16 protein-coding genes and 1 pseudogene are annotated in these 19,101 nt (G+C 64.2%); 6 read left to right on the top strand and 11 right to left on the bottom strand.

Features of this window, described 5'->3' with window-relative positions; translation table 11 throughout:
• Positions 1-57 precede the first annotated feature (57 nt).
• From X727_RS154895 to hisS, 5 genes and pseudogenes are all read right to left on the bottom strand, one after another.
• A complete protein-coding gene (locus tag X727_RS154895; RefSeq protein ID WP_023834027.1) occupies positions 58-1,161 on the bottom strand; it encodes a calcium:proton antiporter in 1,104 nt (367 codons plus the stop codon).
• A 101-nt stretch (positions 1,162-1,262) separates the two neighbouring features.
• On the bottom strand, positions 1,263-3,023 hold the full coding sequence (locus X727_RS154890) for an AMP-binding protein (RefSeq protein WP_023834028.1): 1,761 nt from the start codon (positions 3,021-3,023) through the stop codon (positions 1,263-1,265).
• A gap of 234 nt (positions 3,024-3,257) precedes the next feature.
• On the bottom strand, positions 3,258-3,959 hold the full coding sequence (gene hisG, locus X727_RS154885; protein WP_023834029.1) for an ATP phosphoribosyltransferase: 702 nt from the start codon (positions 3,957-3,959) through the stop codon (positions 3,258-3,260).
• Entirely contained in the window at positions 3,956-5,077 is a 1,122-nt protein-coding gene (locus X727_RS154880) for an ATP phosphoribosyltransferase regulatory subunit (RefSeq protein ID WP_023834030.1), read from the bottom strand. The genes hisG and X727_RS154880 overlap by 4 nt, the downstream gene beginning before the upstream one ends.
• Positions 5,078-5,246: 169 nt before the next feature.
• A pseudogene (gene hisS, locus X727_RS1000000166235) lies at positions 5,247-6,698 on the bottom strand (histidine--tRNA ligase); the annotation flags it as partial.
• A gap of 203 nt (positions 6,699-6,901) precedes the next feature.
• Between hisS and X727_RS154870 the strand changes: the two are divergent.
• Positions 6,902-7,144, top strand: coding sequence for a hypothetical protein (locus tag X727_RS154870; RefSeq protein ID WP_023681830.1), 243 nt, complete (start codon positions 6,902-6,904; stop codon positions 7,142-7,144).
• 126 nt (positions 7,145-7,270) lie between these two features.
• On the opposite strand, the gene X727_RS154865 is transcribed toward X727_RS154870, so the two are convergent.
• On the bottom strand, positions 7,271-7,909 hold the full coding sequence (locus X727_RS154865; RefSeq protein ID WP_023686832.1) for a DNA-3-methyladenine glycosylase I: 639 nt from the start codon (positions 7,907-7,909) through the stop codon (positions 7,271-7,273).
• 209 nt (positions 7,910-8,118) lie between these two features.
• On the opposite strand from X727_RS154865, the gene X727_RS154860 reads away from it, so the two are divergent.
• Positions 8,119-8,862, top strand: a complete 744-nt coding sequence (locus tag X727_RS154860) for a L,D-transpeptidase (protein WP_023686831.1) — start codon at positions 8,119-8,121, stop codon at positions 8,860-8,862.
• A 271-nt stretch (positions 8,863-9,133) separates the two neighbouring features.
• Entirely contained in the window at positions 9,134-10,054 is a 921-nt protein-coding gene (locus X727_RS154855; RefSeq protein ID WP_023670547.1) for a bifunctional 5,10-methylenetetrahydrofolate dehydrogenase/5,10-methenyltetrahydrofolate cyclohydrolase, read from the top strand.
• A 4-nt stretch (positions 10,055-10,058) separates the two neighbouring features.
• Here the strand turns inward: X727_RS154855 and glcF are convergent, their stop codons facing one another.
• The 4 genes from glcF to X727_RS154835 form a co-directional block, all read right to left on the bottom strand.
• Positions 10,059-11,384: a glycolate oxidase subunit GlcF gene (gene glcF, locus X727_RS154850; RefSeq protein ID WP_023745707.1), complete on the bottom strand. Its 1,326-nt coding sequence runs from the start codon at positions 11,382-11,384 to the stop codon at positions 10,059-10,061.
• 4 nt (positions 11,385-11,388) lie between these two features.
• The gene (locus tag X727_RS154845; protein WP_023732344.1) at positions 11,389-12,600 is read right to left on the bottom strand and encodes an FAD-binding protein; all 1,212 of its coding nucleotides are present in this window, start codon (positions 12,598-12,600) and stop codon (positions 11,389-11,391) included.
• Between the two features lie 235 nt (positions 12,601-12,835).
• A complete protein-coding gene (locus tag X727_RS154840; RefSeq protein WP_023686828.1) occupies positions 12,836-14,332 on the bottom strand; it encodes an FAD-linked oxidase C-terminal domain-containing protein in 1,497 nt (498 codons plus the stop codon).
• A 258-nt stretch (positions 14,333-14,590) separates the two neighbouring features.
• Positions 14,591-15,847, bottom strand: a complete 1,257-nt coding sequence (locus X727_RS154835; RefSeq protein ID WP_023834034.1) for a DUF3422 family protein — start codon at positions 15,845-15,847, stop codon at positions 14,591-14,593.
• 205 nt (positions 15,848-16,052) lie between these two features.
• Here X727_RS154835 and X727_RS154830 point away from each other — a divergent pair, with 205 nt between their 5' ends.
• Genes X727_RS154830 through X727_RS154820 form a run of 3 tightly spaced genes read left to right on the top strand, consistent with a single transcriptional unit; the run spans position 16,053 to position 18,822 of the window.
• Positions 16,053-16,850 (top strand): FCD domain-containing protein, encoded by a 798-nt coding sequence (locus tag X727_RS154830; protein ID WP_023692349.1) that lies wholly within the window; start codon positions 16,053-16,055, stop codon positions 16,848-16,850.
• 12 nt (positions 16,851-16,862) lie between these two features.
• Positions 16,863-17,999: an alpha-hydroxy acid oxidase gene (locus tag X727_RS154825; RefSeq protein WP_023745710.1), complete on the top strand. Its 1,137-nt coding sequence runs from the start codon at positions 16,863-16,865 to the stop codon at positions 17,997-17,999.
• Between the two features lie 55 nt (positions 18,000-18,054).
• On the top strand, positions 18,055-18,822 hold the full coding sequence (locus X727_RS154820) for a metallophosphoesterase family protein (RefSeq protein WP_023681837.1): 768 nt from the start codon (positions 18,055-18,057) through the stop codon (positions 18,820-18,822).
• Here the strand turns inward: X727_RS154820 and X727_RS1000000166245 are convergent.
• Positions 18,819-18,959, bottom strand: coding sequence for a hypothetical protein (locus X727_RS1000000166245; protein ID WP_006206855.1), 141 nt, complete (start codon positions 18,957-18,959; stop codon positions 18,819-18,821). The two genes, X727_RS154820 and X727_RS1000000166245, sit on opposite strands and share 4 nt — an antisense overlap.
• Positions 18,960-19,101: the final 142 nt, after the last annotated feature.

The following is a 19,101-nucleotide window of genomic DNA, read 5'->3' on the forward strand; positions in this document are numbered from 1 at the left end:
CAAGCGCGTTCGAGAGTATCCGCCTTGATGGGCTGATCGCCAGATCGCACCAAAGCCTCAAGGTATAAATATCAGAAATACATACGTAAAAAAAACAACAGCATGGACCATTCCGGTCAGGAACGTCGTCCTTTCGTTACTAAAGCTTACGCCGCATATGAAAAGCGCTAAAACCAAAAGTACTGCGTCGGCCTCCGGTAGCCCCAAGGTCAACCCTCGTCCCGTCAGCAGGCTGGCTGCTGCGACCGCCGGTATTGTCAAACCAATCGTGGCGCAAGCCGAACCCATTGCGACATTCAGGCCGCGCTGCAGCTCATTGTTGAGTGAAGCACGAACCGCCGAAATGGCCTCCGGCATCAAAACCAGACCCGCGATCATTGCCCCCACAATGCTGTCAGCCTGGCTCACCTGGTAGGCAACGAGCGCATCTTCAACACTTGCGGCGACCTGCTCGGCGAGCATGACAATTCCGATCAGCCCGATAACCAGGAGCAGAGCGCTGGAAGAGACGCTTGCGTGAGGGGTGGTTCGCGCCGAAACGTCATGTGCCAGTCCTTCGATGAAATCGTCCCGGTGCCGGACTGTCTGCGCGAACACAAAACTTGCATAGAGCAGCACAGAAAGAACGCTTACAAGGCCAAGCTGAGCTGCTGAAAATGTGCCGGGATCAGTGGTCCGCGTGTAGGTCGGCAGGATAAGCGTCATGACGGTCAGTGCGACCAGAACCGCCAGATATGCGCTGGTCCCCTGCCGGACAATTGCCTGCTTGCGGTGACGCCAGCCGCCCAACGTGAGACACATTCCGACAACGCCGGTGGAGGCAATCATCACCGTCGAGAAGACGGACTCACGCGCAAGCGTGGGGTTGTTCTCTCCATGCAGCATCATGGAAACGATGATCGACACTTCGATTGCCGTTACGGCAAAAGTCAGCACCAATGTGCCATAGGGCTCGCCCACACGGTGGGCCACCGCCTCGGCGTGATCGAGCACCACAAAAATGGTGATAAACATGATCGCACTCGAAAGCGCTCCGACGAGGATCCTGACGCTCGGCGAACCTTCGTCCACCGATAGCCCGCTGGCTCTGACCGCAACGGCCATTGCCAGGGCGGCCAAAGGCATCGCATAGGAAATCGCCGATCGTGCGAAACCAGTCATTCAAGCCCCCATGCGTCTCTGCAACCCGTGCGGAAAGCCTGTGCGAAGTACCCCAATGTCATTGCGAAGCCGGCAATCCCCATCAACCGGCACCAGCCCCCTCAAGCCGTCTTCTGCACCACCAGCCCCAGTTCCTCCACCATCGCCTCGCGCATCAGAAACTTCTGCGGTTTTCCCGTCACCGTCATGGGCAGTTCGGTGCGGAAGCGGATGTAGCGGGGGATTTTGTAGTGGGCGATCTGGCCGGCGCAGAAATTCTTGATCTCCTGCTCGGTGGCGATCTGGTTGGGCTTCAGCACGATCCAGGCGCACAGCTCCTCGCCATATTTGGCGTCGGGAATACCGAACACCTGCACCTCCTTGACCTTGGGATGGCGATAGAGAAATTCCTCGACCTCTCTGGGATAGACGTTTTCGCCGCCGCGGATGACCATGTCCTTGACCCGGCCGACGATGTTGCAATAGCCCTCGGCGTCGATCGTGGCGAGGTCGCCGGTGTGCATCCAGCCATCGCTGTCGATCGCCTCGCGGGTTTTTTCCGCGTCGTCCCAGTAGCCTTTCATGACGGAATAGCCGCGGGTGCACAGCTCGCCCGGCGCGCCGACGGCGACGGTGGCGCCCTCGGCGTCGATGGCCTTGACCTCGACATGCGGATGGATGCGGCCGACAGTGGAGACGCGTTTTTCCAGCGGATCGTCGACGCTGCTCTGGAACGAGACCGGGCTGGTCTCGGTCATGCCGTAGGCGATGGTCACCTCTTCCATATGCATCAGCGTCACCACCTTCTTCATCACCTCGATCGGGCATGGTGAGCCCGCCATGATGCCGGTGCGCAGGCTGGAGAGATCGAAGCTGGTAAAGTCGGCGTGGTCAAGCATGGCGACGAACATGGTCGGCACGCCGTAGAGGCCGGTGCAGCGTTCCTGCGCCACCGCCTTCAGCGTGGCGCCGGCGTCAAAACCCTCGCCCGGGAAAACCATGGTCGCGCCCTTGGTGACGCAGCCCATCGTGCCCATCGACATGCCGAAGCAGTGATAGAGCGGCACCGGGATGCAGAGCCGGTCGTCGACGGTGAGCCTGATTGCCGCGGTGACGAAATTGCCGTTGTTGACGATGTTGGTGTGGGTCAGCGTCGCGCCCTTGGGCGCGCCCGTCGTGCCTGATGTGAACTGGATGTTGATGGCTTCGCCCGGCTTCAGCCCTTCGGAGATGCGGTCGAGGCTGTCATGCTCGTCACGGCCGGCCATCGACAGCACGTCGGCGAAATTGAACATGCCGGGCGAGTTGTCATCGCCCATGCGGATGACGATCTTCAGCGCCGGCAATTTCTGCGCCTTGAGCTTGCCGGGGGTGGCCTTGGCGAGCTCCGGCGCCAGCGTCTCGATCATGCCGAGATAGTCGGAGGTCTTGAAACTGGCGGCGGTGACCAGCGCCTTGCAGCCGACCTTGTTGAGGGCATATTCCAGCTCCGTCAGCCGGTAGGCCGGGTTGATGTTGACCAGGATCAGGCCGATGCGAGCGGTGGCGAATTGGGTGACCAGCCATTCCCAGCGGTTGGGCGACCAGATGCCGACACGGTCGCCTTTTTCGAGGCCGAGCGCCAGGAAGCCGGCGGCGAGCGTATCGACCGTGTCCGACAATTCGCTCCAGGTGAAGCGCTTGTCCTGTCCGACGAAGACGGCAGCATCCTGCGTGGCGTATTTGCTGACCGTGCCGGAGAAAAGCTGAGGGATCGTCTTGTCGAGCAGCGGCACCGAACGGTCGCCCGACACATGTGCCAGGCCGTCGAGCGGAGCGATGAACGCCCTGCCGCGCCCGCGCAGATTGGTGGCGTTCTTGAGCTCGTCGAGATTGATCGCCATCGCCGTTTCCTCCCGGGATATGGCGAGCCTATCAGCCTGATGGGATGGTGGAAAGTAGAGGCGGTTCCCCTCCCCCTCGCGGGGAGGGTGCCTCGCGAAGCGAGGCGGGTGGGCTCCTCGGCGAAGTGCTCGACTTCCTTGGTCACGGTCGACCCGGCTTGGGTCGTCTCGCGTCGAGCACTGCCGGAGCGACCCCACCCGTCCATCCGCCTTTGGCGGCTGTCCACCCTCCCCTCAAGGGGGAGGGAGCGCGCTCATCTTCGCGGCTATTTCCCGCACTAGCGCCTCATCCGCAGCAGCACGATCTTTCCTGGCAGCCACGAGGCAGGCCTGCGACTTCAGCACAACCCCATCGGCCAGCACCTTGAGATGGTTGGCGCGCAGGGTCGAGCCGGTGGTGGTGATGTCGACGATGACATCGGCAAGGCCTGCCGCCGGCGCGCCTTCGGTGGCCCCGAGGCTTTCGACGATGCGGTAGACCTGGATGCCGTGCTTTTGCGAGAAGAACTGCTGCGTGAGCCGCCAGTATTTGGTTGCGATCCTCAGTCGCCTGCCGTGGCGCTGGCGGAAATCGGCGGCGACATCGTCGAGATCGGCCATAGTATCGACGTCGAGCCAGATGCCGGGCACCGCGACCACGACATCGGCATGGCCGAAGCCGAGGCGAGCGACGATTTCGGCGCGCGCCTCCCAGTCGGCGAGGTTTTCGCGCAGCAGATCCTCGCCGGTAATGCCGAGGTCGACCGAACCTTGCCCAATCTCGCCGGCGATTTCGGACGCCGACAGGAACGCCACCTCGATGCCCTCAGTGCCGTCGATGCGGGCGCGGTACTGGCGCTCATCGCCGGGCAGGCTGACGGCAAGCCCGGCCTTGGCCAGTACCTCCAAGGCCTGCTCCTTGAGCCGGCCTTTCGATGGGATCGCCAGCGTGATCATTGCGGCTCTCCCCGCAGCGCTTCGATGCGGTCGAGCCAGACGGAGAAGCCGACGCCGGGGATCGGCGTCTTGGCGCCGAGCAGGGTCAGCAGCCGGTCGTAGCGACCGCCGCCGGCCAGCGGCCGCTCGCCACCAAGTGCTGCGATCTCGAAGACGATGCCGGTGTAGTAATCCAGCGGACGGCCGAAGGCGGCGTCATAGCGGATCGTCTTTGCGGGCAGGCCATGCGCCTCGATGGCTTTGGCGCGGGCGGCGAATTTTTCCAGCGCCGCGCCCAGCGAAAGCCCGGCACCAGCGGCGAAGCTTTCGAGCGCAGCGCTGGCGCCGTCGAGCGGCACGTCGATGGCGAGAAAATCCCTGAGTGCTGCAAACGCTTCGTTCGACAACCGCACGCTGCGCAGTTCGGCCTTTTCGATCAGCCGCCGGGCAATGTCGGCGGGCGCGCGTCCGCCGGATGCCAGCAGGCCGGCCTCTTCCATGCCGCCGGCAATGTGGGCGGAAAGCGCTTCGAGATCGCCATCGAGGACAAGGGCCGCGACTTCGCCGTCAAGCTGACCGTTGCGTGGCGGATTGGCGAGATCGGACAACGCTGCCTGCAGCATCGGCCCCGAACCGAAGGCGCGCGCAAGTCGCATGCGCCAGCCGCGCGGCAGGCCGAGGGCCGCCAGCACCGCCTCGAAGATGGTCTGGTCGCCGAGCGTGATCGCAAGAGGTTGCGCCGGCAGCACCAGCTGCAGCAGCGCATGCGCATCGGCCAGCGAACGCGCATCGGCCTTGGCCGTATCGCGGTCGCCGAGATCCTCGATGCCGGCTTGGAAAAACTCGTTGCCGCCCTCGCGGCGCTGGCGGAACACTTCGCCGAGATAGGAATAGCGGCGCGGCGTGCCGGCCTGCGAGGCGATGTGGTCGAGGCAGACGGGGATGGTGAATTCGGGACGAAGGCACAGCGTCTTGCCGGTCTCGCTTTCGGTGAGGAAGATGCGGCGGCGCAGATCCTCGCCGGCCATGTCGAGGAATGGGTCGGCCGGCTGCAGCACCGCGACCTCGACCGCATGGGTGTTGCGGGTGGCGAAGAGTTTGGTGATTTCGGATGCGATGGCGGGATAGCGGGAGGTCATGCGTGGCGCGAGGCACCCCCCTCTGGCCTGCCGGCCATCTCCCCCTCAAGGGGGGAGATTGGCAGCTCGGAGCGCAGCGCCTCTTCTTCAACGCCGGAGATTGGCGAAACCATGCGCGACATCCAATCTCCCCCCTTGAGGGGGAGATGGCCGGCAGGCCAGAGGGGGNCACCTCGGCGACCAGCTCTCCCTCCGCCACCGTCACCTGCGCCGGGCGGGCAGCCCGCCATTCAGCGTTGTCGGCGATTTCAGCGGACATGCGCGCGCCTTCGATCAGATCCTTGATCTGCAACTCGCCCTTGGCGCGCTCATCGCCGCCCTGGATGATCGCGACCGGGCTACCGCGGCGGTCGGCGTATTTCAGCTGCGCCTTCATGCCGGCGCCGCCGAGATACATCTCTGAGCGGATGCCGGCGGCGCGTAGCTCTGCGACCATCTTCTGGTAGCGGCCAAGGCTTTCCGTATCCTTGTCCATGACCAGCACGACGACCGGCGCGATGACATCGGTGGTGTCCAGCTTGCTGAGGTTCTTCAGCGCCGTCATCAGGCGGGAGACGCCGATCGAAAAGCCGGTCGCCGGCACCGGCTCGCCACGGAAGCGCGAGACCAGCCCGTCATAGCGGCCGCCACCACCGACCGAACCGAAGCGCACGATCTGGCCGTCTTCGTTGGGGATTTCGGCCAGAAGCTCGGCCTCGAAAACCGGGCCGGTGTAGTATTCGAGGCCACGCACGACGGAGCGGTCCATGGCGATACGATCTTCGCCGTACCCTGCCGCCCTGACCAAGGCTTCAATCGTGGAGAGCTCGCCAACGCCTTCCTGATAGATCGCGTTCGCATCGACATTGGAATCCTGGCGGGCCTGTTCCCTCGCTGTCGCGAGAAGAACGGCCTCGGCTTGCGCCTCATTCAGTCCGGCACCCTTGGCAAAGTCACCCTCGCCTTCCTTGCCGCCATCCCAGCGCCCCGGACCAAGCAGCAGTCTCACGCCTTCCGGTCCGAGCTTGTCCAGCTTGTCGATCGCGCGCAGCACCGTCAGCCGACGCCCTGCATTCTCATCGCCGCCAAGGCCGATCGCTTCCAGCACGCCATCGAGCACCTTGCGATTGTTGACGCGGATGACGTAGTCGCCGCGCTTGATGCCGAGCGCTTCCATCACGTCGGCCATCATCATCGCCATTTCAGCATCAGCCGCGACGCCCGGTGTGCCGATGGTGTCAGCGTCGAACTGCATGAACTGGCGGAAGCGGCCGGGGCCGGGCTTTTCGTTGCGGAACACCCAGCCGGAGCGGTAGCTGCGATAGGGCTTCGGCAGTCGCTCAAAATTCTCGGCGACATAACGCGCCGTCGGCGCGGTCAGGTCGTAGCGCAACGACAGCCACTGCTCGTCATCGTCCTGGAAAGAAAATACGCCCTCATTAGGCCGGTCCTGGTCGGGCAGGAATTTGCCCAGCGCATCGGTGTATTCGATCAGCGGCTGGTCGGCCGGCTCGAAACCATAGAGCTCATAGACCGAGCGGATCGTCGCCATCATCTTCTCGACGGCGCGGATGTCTTCCGCACTGCGGTCGGCAAAGCCGCGCGGCAGCCGCGCTTTCGTCTTTTCCGATTTGTCGGCCATGGGATGGGTCTTTTCGCTTAGTAATCGATGACTTGTTTGGAGTGGGCGTGTCCTAACCGAAGCGGCTTGGTGCGGCAAGGGTTTGCGCTTTTTCCTTCTCCTCCGAAACAAAACGCACCAAAAGGAAACAATTCCGCCATCGGCGCGGCATCGTGCCGACACAATCAGAGCCGATAAGCGCGCCGAAACAAAGGGTTGGGGCCATGACTGCGGCACACAAGTTCGACATCAGAGACGACGGCCTGCATGAAGTCCGGCTGCGGCCGGCCGAGAGCCGTGCGCAGGTGACGGCGAGCCTCGGTCCGTTTGAGGTCACCGCCGACGAGCGCAAGGGTTCCACCATGCGCGAGGCGCTGATGACCGGATTGCTGGTGATTTATCCGGCCTTTGCGGCACTGGCGGCGATTGTGGCGGGATTGTTCCTGACTGGCGCCAGCGGGACGTGAGTTCCTTACCCTCCCCTTGTGGGGAGGGTCGACGCGTAGCGTCGGGGTGGGGGTGCGGCGCCAAGATACCCCCACCCGCGCCTTCGGCGCGACCTCTCCACAAGGGGGAGGTAGGGGGACAGCGCCCTACTTCGGCCTCTTAAAGGCCTTGCGTTCCTTCTCCACCTGCTCCCGGCAAACACACCCCTCGAGATGGTCGTTGACCAGACCCATCGCTTGCATGAAGGCATAGACCGTCGTCGGTCCGACAAAGCTCCAGCCGCGCTTTTTCAACTCCTTCGAAATCCTGATCGAGACCGCTGTCGTCGGGTTGGCCCGCAGGTGGGCGAGGTCGACGATCTCCGGCCGCTCCTCCGACCCCGGCTCGAACTTCCAGAACCAGGCGGCCAGCGAGCCGAATTCATCCACCATTTCGCGCGCGCGTTTGGCGTTGTTGATGGTCGAGACGATCTTGCCGCGGTGGCGGATGATGCCGACATTGGCGACCAGGCGCTCGACATCCTCGTCGGTGAAGGCAGCGACCTTGTCGAAGTCGAAACCGGCGAAGGCCTCGCGGAAATTCTCGCGCTTGCGCAGAATGGTCAGCCAGGACAGGCCGGACTGAAAGCCTTCCAGGCAGATTTTTTCGAACAGCCTGCGGTCGTCGGCGACCGGCCGGCCCCATTCATGGTCGTGGTAGTGCAGATAGTCCGGCAGATTGCCGTGCCAGAAGCAGCGCGTGATCCCGTCGGAGCCGGTAAGCAGTCCGGTGTTGTCTTGCGCCATGGCCAATCCATCCGTTAACGCGCTTTCGCGCTGCATTTACCGCGGCTTTACCAGATTCCTGAACCCGGCGGTAACCACACCAAAAGGTTTACTGACAAAGCGGCATTTTACGCATTCCGATTCATGTTTCGGTTGCCGCTTCGCGCCAAGGATCGCGCAACCGGGGGCAAGTTCCGCCTCCGTCCGTTCGACGATCAAGGTGCGTTCCGATGAAGATCTTTTTGCGTTCCGTGCTCGGCGCCGTGGCCATTCTGGCCGCCGGCGTCACCTCCTCTGCCGCCAACGACCGCTATGCCGACAGGCCGCCGGTGATGGTGAGCCCCGACCTTTCCGCACCCTGGGTGCTGCAGCTTGGCCGGGCGCCCGGCATCGTGCGGCAGAGCCGACAGGTGGTCCAGCAGCCGCGACTTCGCTATGCGCAGCCGGCGCGACCCGATCGGGTGCGCACTGCTTCCGTGCAGGCGCCGGCCAAGCGCGTGGTGATGCGGCCGCAGATCAATCCGCTCTACCTGCCGCAGGAAGTCGCCTATGACGGCCCGCAGAAGCCGGGCACGATCGTCATCGATACGACGCAGAACTTCCTGTTCCTGGTCGAGAAGAACGGCAAGGCGCGGCGCTATGGCGTCGGCACAGGCAAGCCTGGCTTCGAATGGTCTGGCACGCACAAGATCACCAACAAGCGCGTCTGGCCGGACTGGCGCCCGCCAGCGGAGATGATCAAGCGCGAGGCCGCCAAGGGCCGCTACCTCCCGACCTATCTGGCCGGCGGCGAGGAAAACCCGCTTGGCGCCCGCGCGCTCTATCTCGGCACGACGGAATACCGCATCCACGGCACCAACCAGCCATGGACCATCGGCGGCTCGGTGTCTTCCGGCTGCATCCGCATGCGCAACGAGGACGTGGTTGACCTTTACGAGAGGGTCAATGTTGGAACGACCGTGGTCGTGATATAATCGGCTACCGAATCATCTGATCCAGAAGGTTAGACCTTCAGGATCGGGAAGAGTTTGCGGGGGACGGGCCGTGTGGGGATGCGGCCAGTCAGGAAAGGGCAGCCCGGGAAACCGCGCTGCCCTTTCTCTTTGCGGCTATAGCTGAGCCAGGCTGCGCCAGAACGTCGCGCCAGGGGGATGACGGTTCGCTTTCACGCTGCCTTGCCGCATTTCCCCTGCTATAGGGACGGCCAAACTCCCCTGCGCCAAACTCCGCTGCAAAGGTCCAGCCATGTCTCCGCCAGACGATAGCCGTTATCTCCGGGGCGGCCCGGTCGCCCAGCGCATCATGGCATCCGTGCGCGAGGATGCCGCCATCGCTACCGCCGAAGGTTTTCCGCCCAAGCTGGTGTCGATCACCGTCGGCGATACCGCTGCCGTAGATGTCTATGTGCGCAACCAGCGCGCCAAGGCCGCCCTTGCCGGCATCGGTTTCGAGGAGCGGCGGTTCCCCGCCGACATCAGCGCCGGCGAACTCGAGGCGGCGATCCACGGCCTGAACGCCGACCCGCGCGTCACCGGCATCATCATCCAGCGGCCGGTGCCGGCGCATATCCCGATCAAGACGCTGCAAGCGGCGGTGCATCCACTGAAGGACGTCGAGGGCATGCATCCGGCGTCGATCGGCAATATCGTCTACAATCAGCTCGACCTCGCGCCTTGCACGGCTGCGGCCTCGGTCGAGCTGCTCAAGGAAACCGGCCTCGACCTCAAGGGGCTCGAAGTCGTCGTCGTCGGCCATTCCGAGATCGTCGGCAAGCCGATTGCCTTCCTGCTGATGAGCGAAGGCGCGACGGTGACGGTGTGCCATCACATGACGCGCTCGGTGGCGGCACATGCGCGCCGCGCCGATGCGCTGTTCGTCGCCGTCGGCAAGCCGCGGCTGATCAAGGCCGACATGGTGAAGCCCGGTGCGGCCGTCATCGACATCGGCATCAATTCCGAGATCGGCCCGGACGGCACGAGCCGCATCGTCGGCGACGTCGACACCGAGAGCGTGAAGGAAGTCGCGTCCTGGATCACGCCGGTGCCGGGCGGCGTCGGCCCGATCACTGTGGCGATCCTCTTGCGCAACACAATGGTCGCGCTCAGCCGCCAGCGCGCGCGCTACCAGGCGACGTATGGCGTGGTGGACCGGCTGGCAGCGGAATAGCTGCTTACTCGGCGGCGACCAGGTTTCCTTCGGAGACGCCCTCCGGCTTCGGACCACCATAGGCCCAGTCGAGCAGCTTGATCGTGTGCACCACCGGCAGCTTTGCAGCCGAAGCGATCTGGGTGATGCAGCCGATATTGCCTGTGGCAACGATCTCCGCGCCGGTGGCCTCGATGTTTTTCACCTTTCGGTCGCGCAGCTTCTCCGAAATCTCCGGCTGCAGGATGTTGTAGGTGCCGGCCGAGCCGCAGCACAGATGGCCCTCGCGCGGCTCGCGCACGACGAAGCCGGCCTTGGCCAGCAACTCCTTCGGCTGGCGGGTGATCTTCTGGCCGTGCTGCATCGAACAGGCGGAGTGGTAGGCAACGACCGTGCCGGGCTTGCGCACCGGCTCCGGCAGGTCGAGGCTTGCGAGATATTCGGTGATGTCCCTGGCCAGCGCCGAGACCTTTGCAGCCTTGTCGGCATAGGCCGGATCGAGGCGCAGCATGAAGCCATAGTCCTTGATGGTGGTGCCGCAGCCGGACGCGGTGATGACGATGGCATCGAGCCCACCCTGGTCGATGGCGCGTGTCCAGGCATCGACATTCTGCCGGGCCGAGGCAAGGGCTGCTGCCTCGCGGCCCATATGATGGACCAGCGCGCCGCAGCAGGCCTCGCCCTCAGGCACCACGACCTCGACGCCGAGCCTGGTCAGCAATGCAATCGTCGTCACGTTGATGGCGGGATCGAGCACCGATTGGGCGCAGCCGGTGAGGATGGCGACGCGGCCCTTTTTCGCTCCCTGCCCGGCATGGACGCCAGGAGAGGCCATTGGCGAGGCGGCGGGAATAGAGGCCGGCGCCAGCTTCAGCATAGCACCGAGCGGCTTCAAGGCTGGGACCTTTTCGAACAGGCCGATGAACGGCTTGCCCAATCTCGCCAGCTTCAGCGCGGCGCGAAAGCGCGCGGGGTAAGGCAGCACTAGGGCCAGCAGGGCGCGGGTCAGCCGGTCGAGCAGCGGCCGCCTGTAAGTCTCCTCGATATGGGCGCGGGCATGGTCGACCAGATGCATGTAGTTGACGCCCGACGGGCAGGTCGTCATGCAGGCGAGGCAGGACAGGCAGCGGTCGATATGGGTGACGATCTCCTTGTCGGCGGGACGGCCGTTCTCCAGCATATCCTTGATCAGGTAGATGCGCCCGCGCGGTGAATCCAGCTCGTTGCCGAGTGTGACATAGGTCGGGCAGGTGGCGGTGCAGAAGCCGCAATGCACGCATTTGCGCAGGATCTTCTCCGATTCCGCGACATGCGGATCGGCGAGCTGGGCAAGGGAGAAATTGGTCTGCATCGCGTTAGCCCTGGGCCATGCGGCCGGGATTGAGGATGGCCTTGGGATCGAACTCGGCCTTGAGCCTAGCCGACAGGGCGGCCAGATGCGGCGCCTGTGGCTCGAACACCGGCACGGCGGCGCGATGCGCGGGCGCGGCGCGCACCAGCGTCGCGTGGCCGCCGCCATGTTTTCTGATCAGCCCGCGCAGCAGGGCGGCCTCGGGATCGCCCTCCTCCATGCGCAGCCAGACCAGCCCACCCTGCCAGTCGTAAAAGGCGCTGACGCCGATCTGCATGCGCAGCGTCAGTACCATCTGGTGGGCCTGGGACGGCGCCATCGAAACGCGCCAGACCGGCTTTTCACTGCCGTCGGCGAAGGGAGCGCAATCCCTGATATCACGCCAAAGGGCATGCGAGGCCTCGCCGGCAATGTCCTGCAACGGGCCGGCATTTTTCAGCAGGGTTTTCAGTGCCTCGATGCGATAGGCGACCGAAGGGCCGAACCCTTCGACGCGCAGCAGCGTCGCGGCGTCAGTGCCGAGCGCGCCGTCGGCGACACGCGCGGCGATCCGCTCCGGCAGATGCGCGGCGCTCGACACTTCGGCGCTGGAGCCGAGCGCCAGCGCCATGGCGGCGGCCGCCGCATCGTCGAGCAGGCCACGCACGGCAAGCGTGACCTCGGTCTCGGCCGCCGGCAACACCTTGAAGGTGACGTCGGTGAACACGGCCAGCGTCCCCCAGCTGTTGGCCATCAGCTTCGACAGGTCGTAGCCGGTGACATTCTTGACGACGCGGCCGCCGGACTTGAAAGCCTCGCCGCGGCCGGCAACGGCGTTGATGCCGAGGATGTGGTCGCGCGCGGCGCCCGCCTTCAGCCGGCGCGGGCCGGACAGGTTCGCGGCAAGCACACCGCCGATCGTGCCTCTTCCCTTGATGCCGCCGAACAATGGGCCGTAGTCCATCGGCTCGAAAGCAAGTTGCTGGCCGTTTTCGGCGAGTAGGCTTTCTATATCGGAAAGCGGTGTGCCGGCCTTCGCCGACAGCACCAGTTCGGCCGGCTCGTAGAGCGTGACGCCGGTGAGTTTTGAGAGATCGAGCGTGTGCTCGGTTTGCGATGGCCGACCGATGCCGCGCTTGGAGCCGTGGCCGATGGTCTCCAGCGGCGATTCCTCCGCAGCCGCCCATTGGACGGTGGAGAGGACTTCGGTGGACGAGGTGGGAGTGAAGGTGGTCATGGCGACGCGCCGCTTGCGAGTGCAGAGACGTCGAGTTCCTTCGTGCCCCCCTCTGTCCTGCCGGACATCTCCCCCACTTGGGGGGAGATTAGCAGCTTTGGCGACCGCGCCTCTCTAGCAACGTCGAAGATTGGCGAAGGCAGAGATGACTGGTGATCTCCCCCCTTGTGGGGGAGATGTCCGGCAGGACAGAGGGGGGCGCGAAGGATCGCCGACGTGAGATATTCCGCCCCCATCAAAACCTCGGAATATCCGGAAACGCGACCTGCCCGCGATGCACATGCATGCGTCCAAGCTCCGCGCAGCGGCGCAGTTGCGGGAACACTTTTCCCGGGTTGAGCAGATGGTTGGGATCGAAGGCGCATTTGACGCGCATTTGTTGGTCGAGGTCGATCTGGTTGAACATCTCCGGCATCAAATCGCGCTTCTCGACGCCGACGCCGTGCTCGCCGGTCAAGACGCCGCCGACCTTGACGCAGAGCCGCAAGATGTCGGCGCCAAAACTTTCCGCCTTGTCGAGTTCGCCCGGCACGTTGGCGTCATAGAGGATCAGCGGATGCAGATTGCCGTCGCCGGCGTGGAAGACATTGGCGACGCCGAGGCCGTATTTCTCCGACAGTTCGCGCATGCCGGCGAGCACACCCGGCAATTCCTTGCGCGGGATGGTGCCATCCATGCAGTAATAGTCGGGCGAGATGCGGCCGACCGCCGGGAAGGCCGCCTTGCGACCGGCCCAGAAGCTCAGCCGCTCCTGTTCGGATTGCGAGACGCGGCATGTGGTGGAGCCGTTCCTGTAGGCGATCGCTTCGACGAGACCGATCAGGTGATCGACCTCGACGCCCGGCCCGTCGAGTTCGACGATCAGCAGCGCCTCGACATCAAGGGGATAGCCGGCGTGGACGAAATCTTCCGCGGCATGGATCGCCGGCCGGTCCATCATCTCCATGCCGCCAGGGATAATGCCGGCGCCGATGATGTCGGCGACGCATTGGCCGCCCTGCTCGCTGGTCGGAAAGCCGATCAGCAGAGCACGGGCCGTCTCTGGCTTTTTCAGGATGCGCACGGTGACCTCGGTGACGACGCCGAGCAGGCCTTCGGACCCCGTCATGACGCCGAGGAGATCATAGCCTTCCGAGTCCAGATGATTGCCGCCAAGCCGCACCACCTCGCCGTTCATCAGCACCATCTCAATGCCCAGCACATTGTTGGCGGTCAGGCCGTATTTCAGGCAGTGCACGCCGCCGGAATTTTCAGCGACATTGCCGCCGATCGAGCAGGCGATCTGGGAGGATGGATCGGGCGCATAGTAGAAGCCCTCCTGCTCGACGGCGGTGGTGATGCCGAGATTGGTGACGCCGGGCTGAGCGACGACGACGCGATCGGGATAGTCGATGGCAAGGATGCGGTTGAAGCGGCTCATGACCAGCAGCACGGCATCCTCGAGCGGCAACGCGCCGCCGGAGAGCGAGGTGCCGGAGCCGCGCGGCACGACACGGATGTTGCGGTCGTTGCAGTATTTCAGCACCCGCGACACCTGCGCCACCGTTTCCGGCAGCACCACGACCAGCGGCAATTGCCGGTAGGCGGTGAGACCGTCGCTTTCGAAGGCGCGCATTTCGTTGGTGGCGTCGACGACGCCCTCGCCCGGCACGATGATGCGCATATCGGCGACGATCTCTGCGCGCCTTCGCATCGTGGCGTCGTCTGGCTTGGGCATGACAAGGCCGGACATTGGCGGCGTCCTCCGCTTGGCTGGTAAAAATCTTTTACCAGTTACATCCGGATGTTGCAAACACCGCGTCGGGCAAAGAGCGTACTGCCAGCCTTCCGCAGCGGCAATCTGCCGCTATTCACCCTCCCCCTTGTGGGGAGGGTCGCGAACGCAGTGAGCGGGGTGGGGGTCCGCGCGACGAAGCTCTTTACGAGCACCCTCACCCCGATCCGCTATGCGGATCGACCCTCCCCACAAGGGGGAGGGTAAAGTGCGCTCCTACTCCCCCGGATGTTTCGCCGGCTCGGAGTGCATCCGCCTGACTCGCCGCACGCCCCACCAGACCAGCAGGATGGCGACCGGCACCGCGACGGCCGTGACGACTTCCGGTGCAAAGGCATGGCCGAAGATCGAGGCGCCCTTGGCGAGATAGGAGATCAGGCCGACGACATAGTAGGACACTGCCGCCACCGACAGGCCTTCCACCGTCTGCTGCAGCCGCAGTTGCAGCCGGGCACGGTTGTTCATCGACGCCAGCAGATCGCGGTTCTGCTTCTCGACCTCGACATCGACCCAGGTGCGCAGCAGCGTGGTGGCGCGGGTTAGTTTGCGCGACAGGTTGGCCTGGCGCTCCTCGACCGAACGGCAGGTGCGCATGGCGGGTGCCNGCCGCTCGACAACGATGCCGTCATAGGCGCGGCTGGCGCCGAAGCGATAGAGGCTGGAGGCGGCATCAGCCTCGAGTTCAGCGGCAAGCTCGGTCAGGTCGGCGAGCAGCGTCTGGCTGTCGCGGGTTTCAGCGACCTTCATTTCCAGCGTGGTCTGCGCCAGCCGGTCCTCGATGCGGCGGGCGCGGCCCGACAGCGTCAGCGCCAGCGGCAGGCCGAGCATGGCAAGCGTGCGATACGTCTCGACGTCGATCAGCCGCTGCGACAGCGCGCCGGTCCGCGCCGGCGTCAGGCCGCGATCAAGCACCAGGATGCGGGTCAGGCCGTCGCCGTCCTGGCGGAAATCGGTGACGATGGCCGCATTGCCGCGCTCGACCAGCGAATAGCAGAGGCTCGTCGGGTCGAAGGCCGCAATCAGCTTCTCGCTTGCCGGCGTCCATTTGCGGATCTCCAGCCTTATGCCTGAGATCACCGTTCCCGGCGGCGAGAACCCGTTGCCGAAAGGAGAATCCTCCTGCGCCCTGCCGCTTTCGGCAAGCGGCCCTTCCCAAAGATAGGTCGAGAATTCCGTATGCCGCTCCCAGCGCAGCGTACCCTTGCCCCACTTCATGGCGTGGTGGCGGGCATGACGGTCGGGCGCCGCGATGCCGAGGCGCCGCGACAGTTCGGAGAGCACGGCCATGTCGACGCTGGAGCCGCCCTCGGTCATGAAGGCGAGTTGCACAAGCACGCGCGGCTTCTCGATCAGCGGATGCGGCCGGGCATGGACCTCGCCGATCGCGCCGGGCCGTCCCTCATGCGCGGGAAAGCCCATCACGCTGCCCTGGGCGCGCGGCTGGAATTCGAGGTTGGACGTCTCGTCCGACACGGTGGTCCCCCTGTTCTCGACCCTTCGTGTGATGGCGTCCTCTAAAGGCAATCCATGAGGCGCGTAAACACCAAAGTCTAGCATCGTAGGTCCTGCCGGCGCGACGCGCAGACCGACCCGATTGGGCAAATTGGATAAATAATTTGACCAGTTGGCGACGCTGGCTTTATCTTGCGCGACGCCGGTTCAATTTCCCAGGCCCCCGTTGAGCGATATTTTCTCCAGGATCGAGCATTCGCGCACCGCCGACGAGGTGGTGCAGCAGATCGAAAGCCTGATCCTTGAAGGCGTGCTGCGCACCGGCGACCGGCTGCCGGGCGAGCGCGAGCTGGCGCGCCAGTTCGACGTGTCGCGGCCGATCCTGCGCGATGCGCTGAAGGCGCTGGAAGGGCGCGGGCTGCTGATCACCAAGGCCGGCGGCGGCACCCATGTCGCCGACGTCATCGGCCAGTTGTTCACCAAGCCGGTGACCGACCTCATCTCGATGCACCGCAAGGCGGTGACCGACTATCTGGAATACCGCCGCGAGATCGAAGGTGTTGCGGCCGAATATGCGGCGCGGCGCGCGACAGCGGACGACATTGCGCTGCTCGACCGCATCGTGGCGCGCATGGACGAGGCGCACCGCACCGGCGATTTCGACGACGAGGCGGAAATCGACGTCGAGTTCCACCATGCTGTGTGCGAATGCGCGCACAACATCATCCTCTTGCACACGCTGCGCTCCTGCTACCGGCTGCTGTCTGAAGGCGTGTTCCAGAACCGGCTTCTGGTGTTCAGCGTGCCCGGAGCGCGCGAGGCGCTGCTGGCCCAGCACGGCGCGATCTACAAAGCCGTGAAGGCCGGCGATCCCTCAGCTGCCCGCCAAGCGGCGATGGACCATATCTCCTATGTCGAGCGCTCGATGCTCGAGGCCGAACGCAGCGGCGACTGGCAGCGCGTGTCGCGGCTCAGGCTTAAGCAGCGCTCCGACGCCGACGACGGCTTCAAGACGACTGGCTAACGAGGAACCACCATGAGCGACATCCTCACCATTGCCGATCTCAAGGACCTGGCGCGCCGGCGGGTGCCGAAGATGTTCTTCGACTATGCCGATTCCGGCGCCTGGACCGAAAGCACCTACCGCGCCAACGAAGAGGACTTCCAGAAGATAAAATTCCGTCAGCGCGTACTGGTCGACATGAGCAACCGCTCGCTGGAATCGACCATGATCGGCGAGAAAGTGGCGATGCCGGTGGCGCTTGCCCCAACTGGAATGACCGGCATGCAGCATGCCGATGGCGAGATGCTGGCCGCGCAGGCGGCAGAGGAATTCGGCGTGCCGTTCACGCTGTCGACGATGAGCATCTGCTCGATCGAGGATGTCGCGTCGGTGACCAAGAAGCCGTTCTGGTTCCAGCTCTACGTGCTTCGCGACAAGGATTTCGTGCTCGACCTGATCGACAGGGCGAAGGCTGCAAAATGCTCGGCGCTGGTGTTGACGCTCGACCTGCAGATCTTGGGGCAGCGCCACAAGGATGTCCGCAACGGGCTGTCGGCGCCGCCCAAGATGACGCTGGCCAACATTGCCAACATCGCCATGCGGCCACGCTGGCTGATGGGCATTGCCGGCACCAAGCGCCGCACCTTCCGCAACATTGTCGGCCATGCCAAGGGCGTCGGCGACGTCGCTTCGCTGACATCGTGGACGACGGAGCAGTTCGACCCGCATCTGTCGTGGAAGGATGTCGCCTGGATCAAGGAACGTTGGGGCGGCAAGCTGATCCTGAAAGGCATTCTCGACAAGGAGGACGCGCTGATGGCGGTCGAGACCGGCGCCGACGCCATCATCGTTTCCAACCATGGCGGGCGCCAGCTCGACGGCGCATCGTCGTCAATCATGGCGCTGGAAGAGATCGCCGATGCCGTCGGCGACAGGATCGAGGTGCATATGGACGGCGGCATCCGCTCGGGCCAGGACGTGCTGAAGGCGCTTTGCCTCGGCGCCAAGGGCACCTATATCGGCCGCCCGTTCCTGTACGGATTGGGCGCTATGGGCAAGCAAGGCGTGACCCTGGCGCTGGACATCATCCGCAAGGAGATGGACATCACGCTGGCACTGTGCGGCAAGCGGCTGGTGACCGACATGGGCAAGGACCAGTTGCGGCGCTAGGGTCTTGTTCACCGATTAGACCCTAGCCTCGCTGGATCACGGAGACGAAGCCGCCTTGACCGAGACCGGCATCCACTACCTCGACGCGCGCGCACCCGATGGCATGCGCCTCTATGCGATCGGCGACGTGCATGGCCGGCTCGATCTGCTCGCCGCCATGCATCGCCGCATCGAGAGCGAACTCGAATACAAGCCGACCAGCGATTGGCGCGTCATCCACCTCGGCGACTATGTCGACCGCGGACCAGAGTCCAAGGGCGTCATAGACTTCCTGATCGAGGCACAGAAACGCGATCCGCGGCATCTGATGCTCGCCGGCAACCACGATATCGGCTTCCTCGACTTTCTCGACGAGCCTGACCCGGAAGGGCTGTTCATCCGTTATGGCGGCGTGCAGACGGCACAATCCTATGGTGTCGACTTAGCGGGACACGCAAGCTGGTTCGGCAAGGCCGAGGCGTTACGGCGGGGACACCAGGCACTGGTCAATGCTGTACCGCAAGCCCATGTCGACTTCCTGCGGTCGCTGCAATTGTCACTGATATCAGGTGATTTCTTCTTATGCCATGCCGGCGTCAGGCCTGACGTGCCGCTGGCGAGCCAGAGCCCGCAGGATCTGGTCTGGATCCGCGACGTCTTCCACAACCATCCAGGGCTTTACCCGAAGGTGATCGTGCACGGCCACACACCGGTGCCGCAGGCGGAGGTGATGCCGAACCGCGTCAATGTCGACACACTCGCCTGGCAGTCAGGCATGCTCAGCGCGCTCGCCGTGGACGGCGCGGACAAGCGTATCCTGACTGTGCAGGGAAAAGCGTTTTAGCGAAGCGCGGCGGTGACGCCGTAGCCGTCGACGGCCTGATGGTTGTTGGCTGCATCGGCGGAATAAATGCCGAGACCGCACAAAACGATGGCAGACAGCATGACAAAGGACAGAAGCGCTGCTTTCACGGACGTCATCTCTAGTTGAGCTTCCTGCATCTGGGCACGAGGCGGTTACCAATGGGTTGAAACCGAGAATTCGTCTCAAAGTTTCGACGATTTCGCGCTTGTAGGTCGATTCTGTATCGGCGGTGTGTCGCGCGGATCACACAGAAGGTTC

The organism is Mesorhizobium sp. L103C105A0 (assembly GCF_000502215.1).
Lineage (GTDB): Bacteria > Pseudomonadota > Alphaproteobacteria > Rhizobiales > Rhizobiaceae > Mesorhizobium.

Excerpts from the sequence above, each read along its gene's own strand:
- X727_RS154895 (WP_023834027.1), bottom strand. The coding sequence starts at position 1,161 with ATGACTGGTTTCGCACGATCGGCGATTTCCTATGCGATGCCTTTGGCC.
- X727_RS154880 (WP_023834030.1), bottom strand. The coding sequence starts at position 5,077 with ATGACCTCCCGCTATCCCGCCATCGCATCCGAAATCACCAAACTCTTC.
- X727_RS154865 (WP_023686832.1), bottom strand. The coding sequence starts at position 7,909 with ATGGCGCAAGACAACACCGGACTGCTTACCGGCTCCGACGGGATCACG.
- hisG (WP_023834029.1), bottom strand. The coding sequence starts at position 3,959 with ATGATCACGCTGGCGATCCCATCGAAAGGCCGGCTCAAGGAGCAGGCC.
- X727_RS154860 (WP_023686831.1), top strand. The coding sequence starts at position 8,119 with ATGAAGATCTTTTTGCGTTCCGTGCTCGGCGCCGTGGCCATTCTGGCC.
- X727_RS154855 (WP_023670547.1), top strand. The coding sequence starts at position 9,134 with ATGTCTCCGCCAGACGATAGCCGTTATCTCCGGGGCGGCCCGGTCGCC.
- X727_RS1000000166245 (WP_006206855.1), bottom strand. The coding sequence starts at position 18,959 with ATGACGTCCGTGAAAGCAGCGCTTCTGTCCTTTGTCATGCTGTCTGCC.
- X727_RS154890 (WP_023834028.1), bottom strand. The coding sequence starts at position 3,023 with ATGGCGATCAATCTCGACGAGCTCAAGAACGCCACCAATCTGCGCGGG.
- X727_RS154825 (WP_023745710.1), top strand. The coding sequence starts at position 16,863 with ATGAGCGACATCCTCACCATTGCCGATCTCAAGGACCTGGCGCGCCGG.
- X727_RS154870 (WP_023681830.1), top strand. The coding sequence starts at position 6,902 with ATGACTGCGGCACACAAGTTCGACATCAGAGACGACGGCCTGCATGAA.
- glcF (WP_023745707.1), bottom strand. The coding sequence starts at position 11,384 with ATGCAGACCAATTTCTCCCTTGCCCAGCTCGCCGATCCGCATGTCGCG.
- X727_RS154840 (WP_023686828.1), bottom strand. The coding sequence starts at position 14,332 with ATGTCCGGCCTTGTCATGCCCAAGCCAGACGACGCCACGATGCGAAGG.
- X727_RS154845 (WP_023732344.1), bottom strand. The coding sequence starts at position 12,600 with ATGACCACCTTCACTCCCACCTCGTCCACCGAAGTCCTCTCCACCGTC.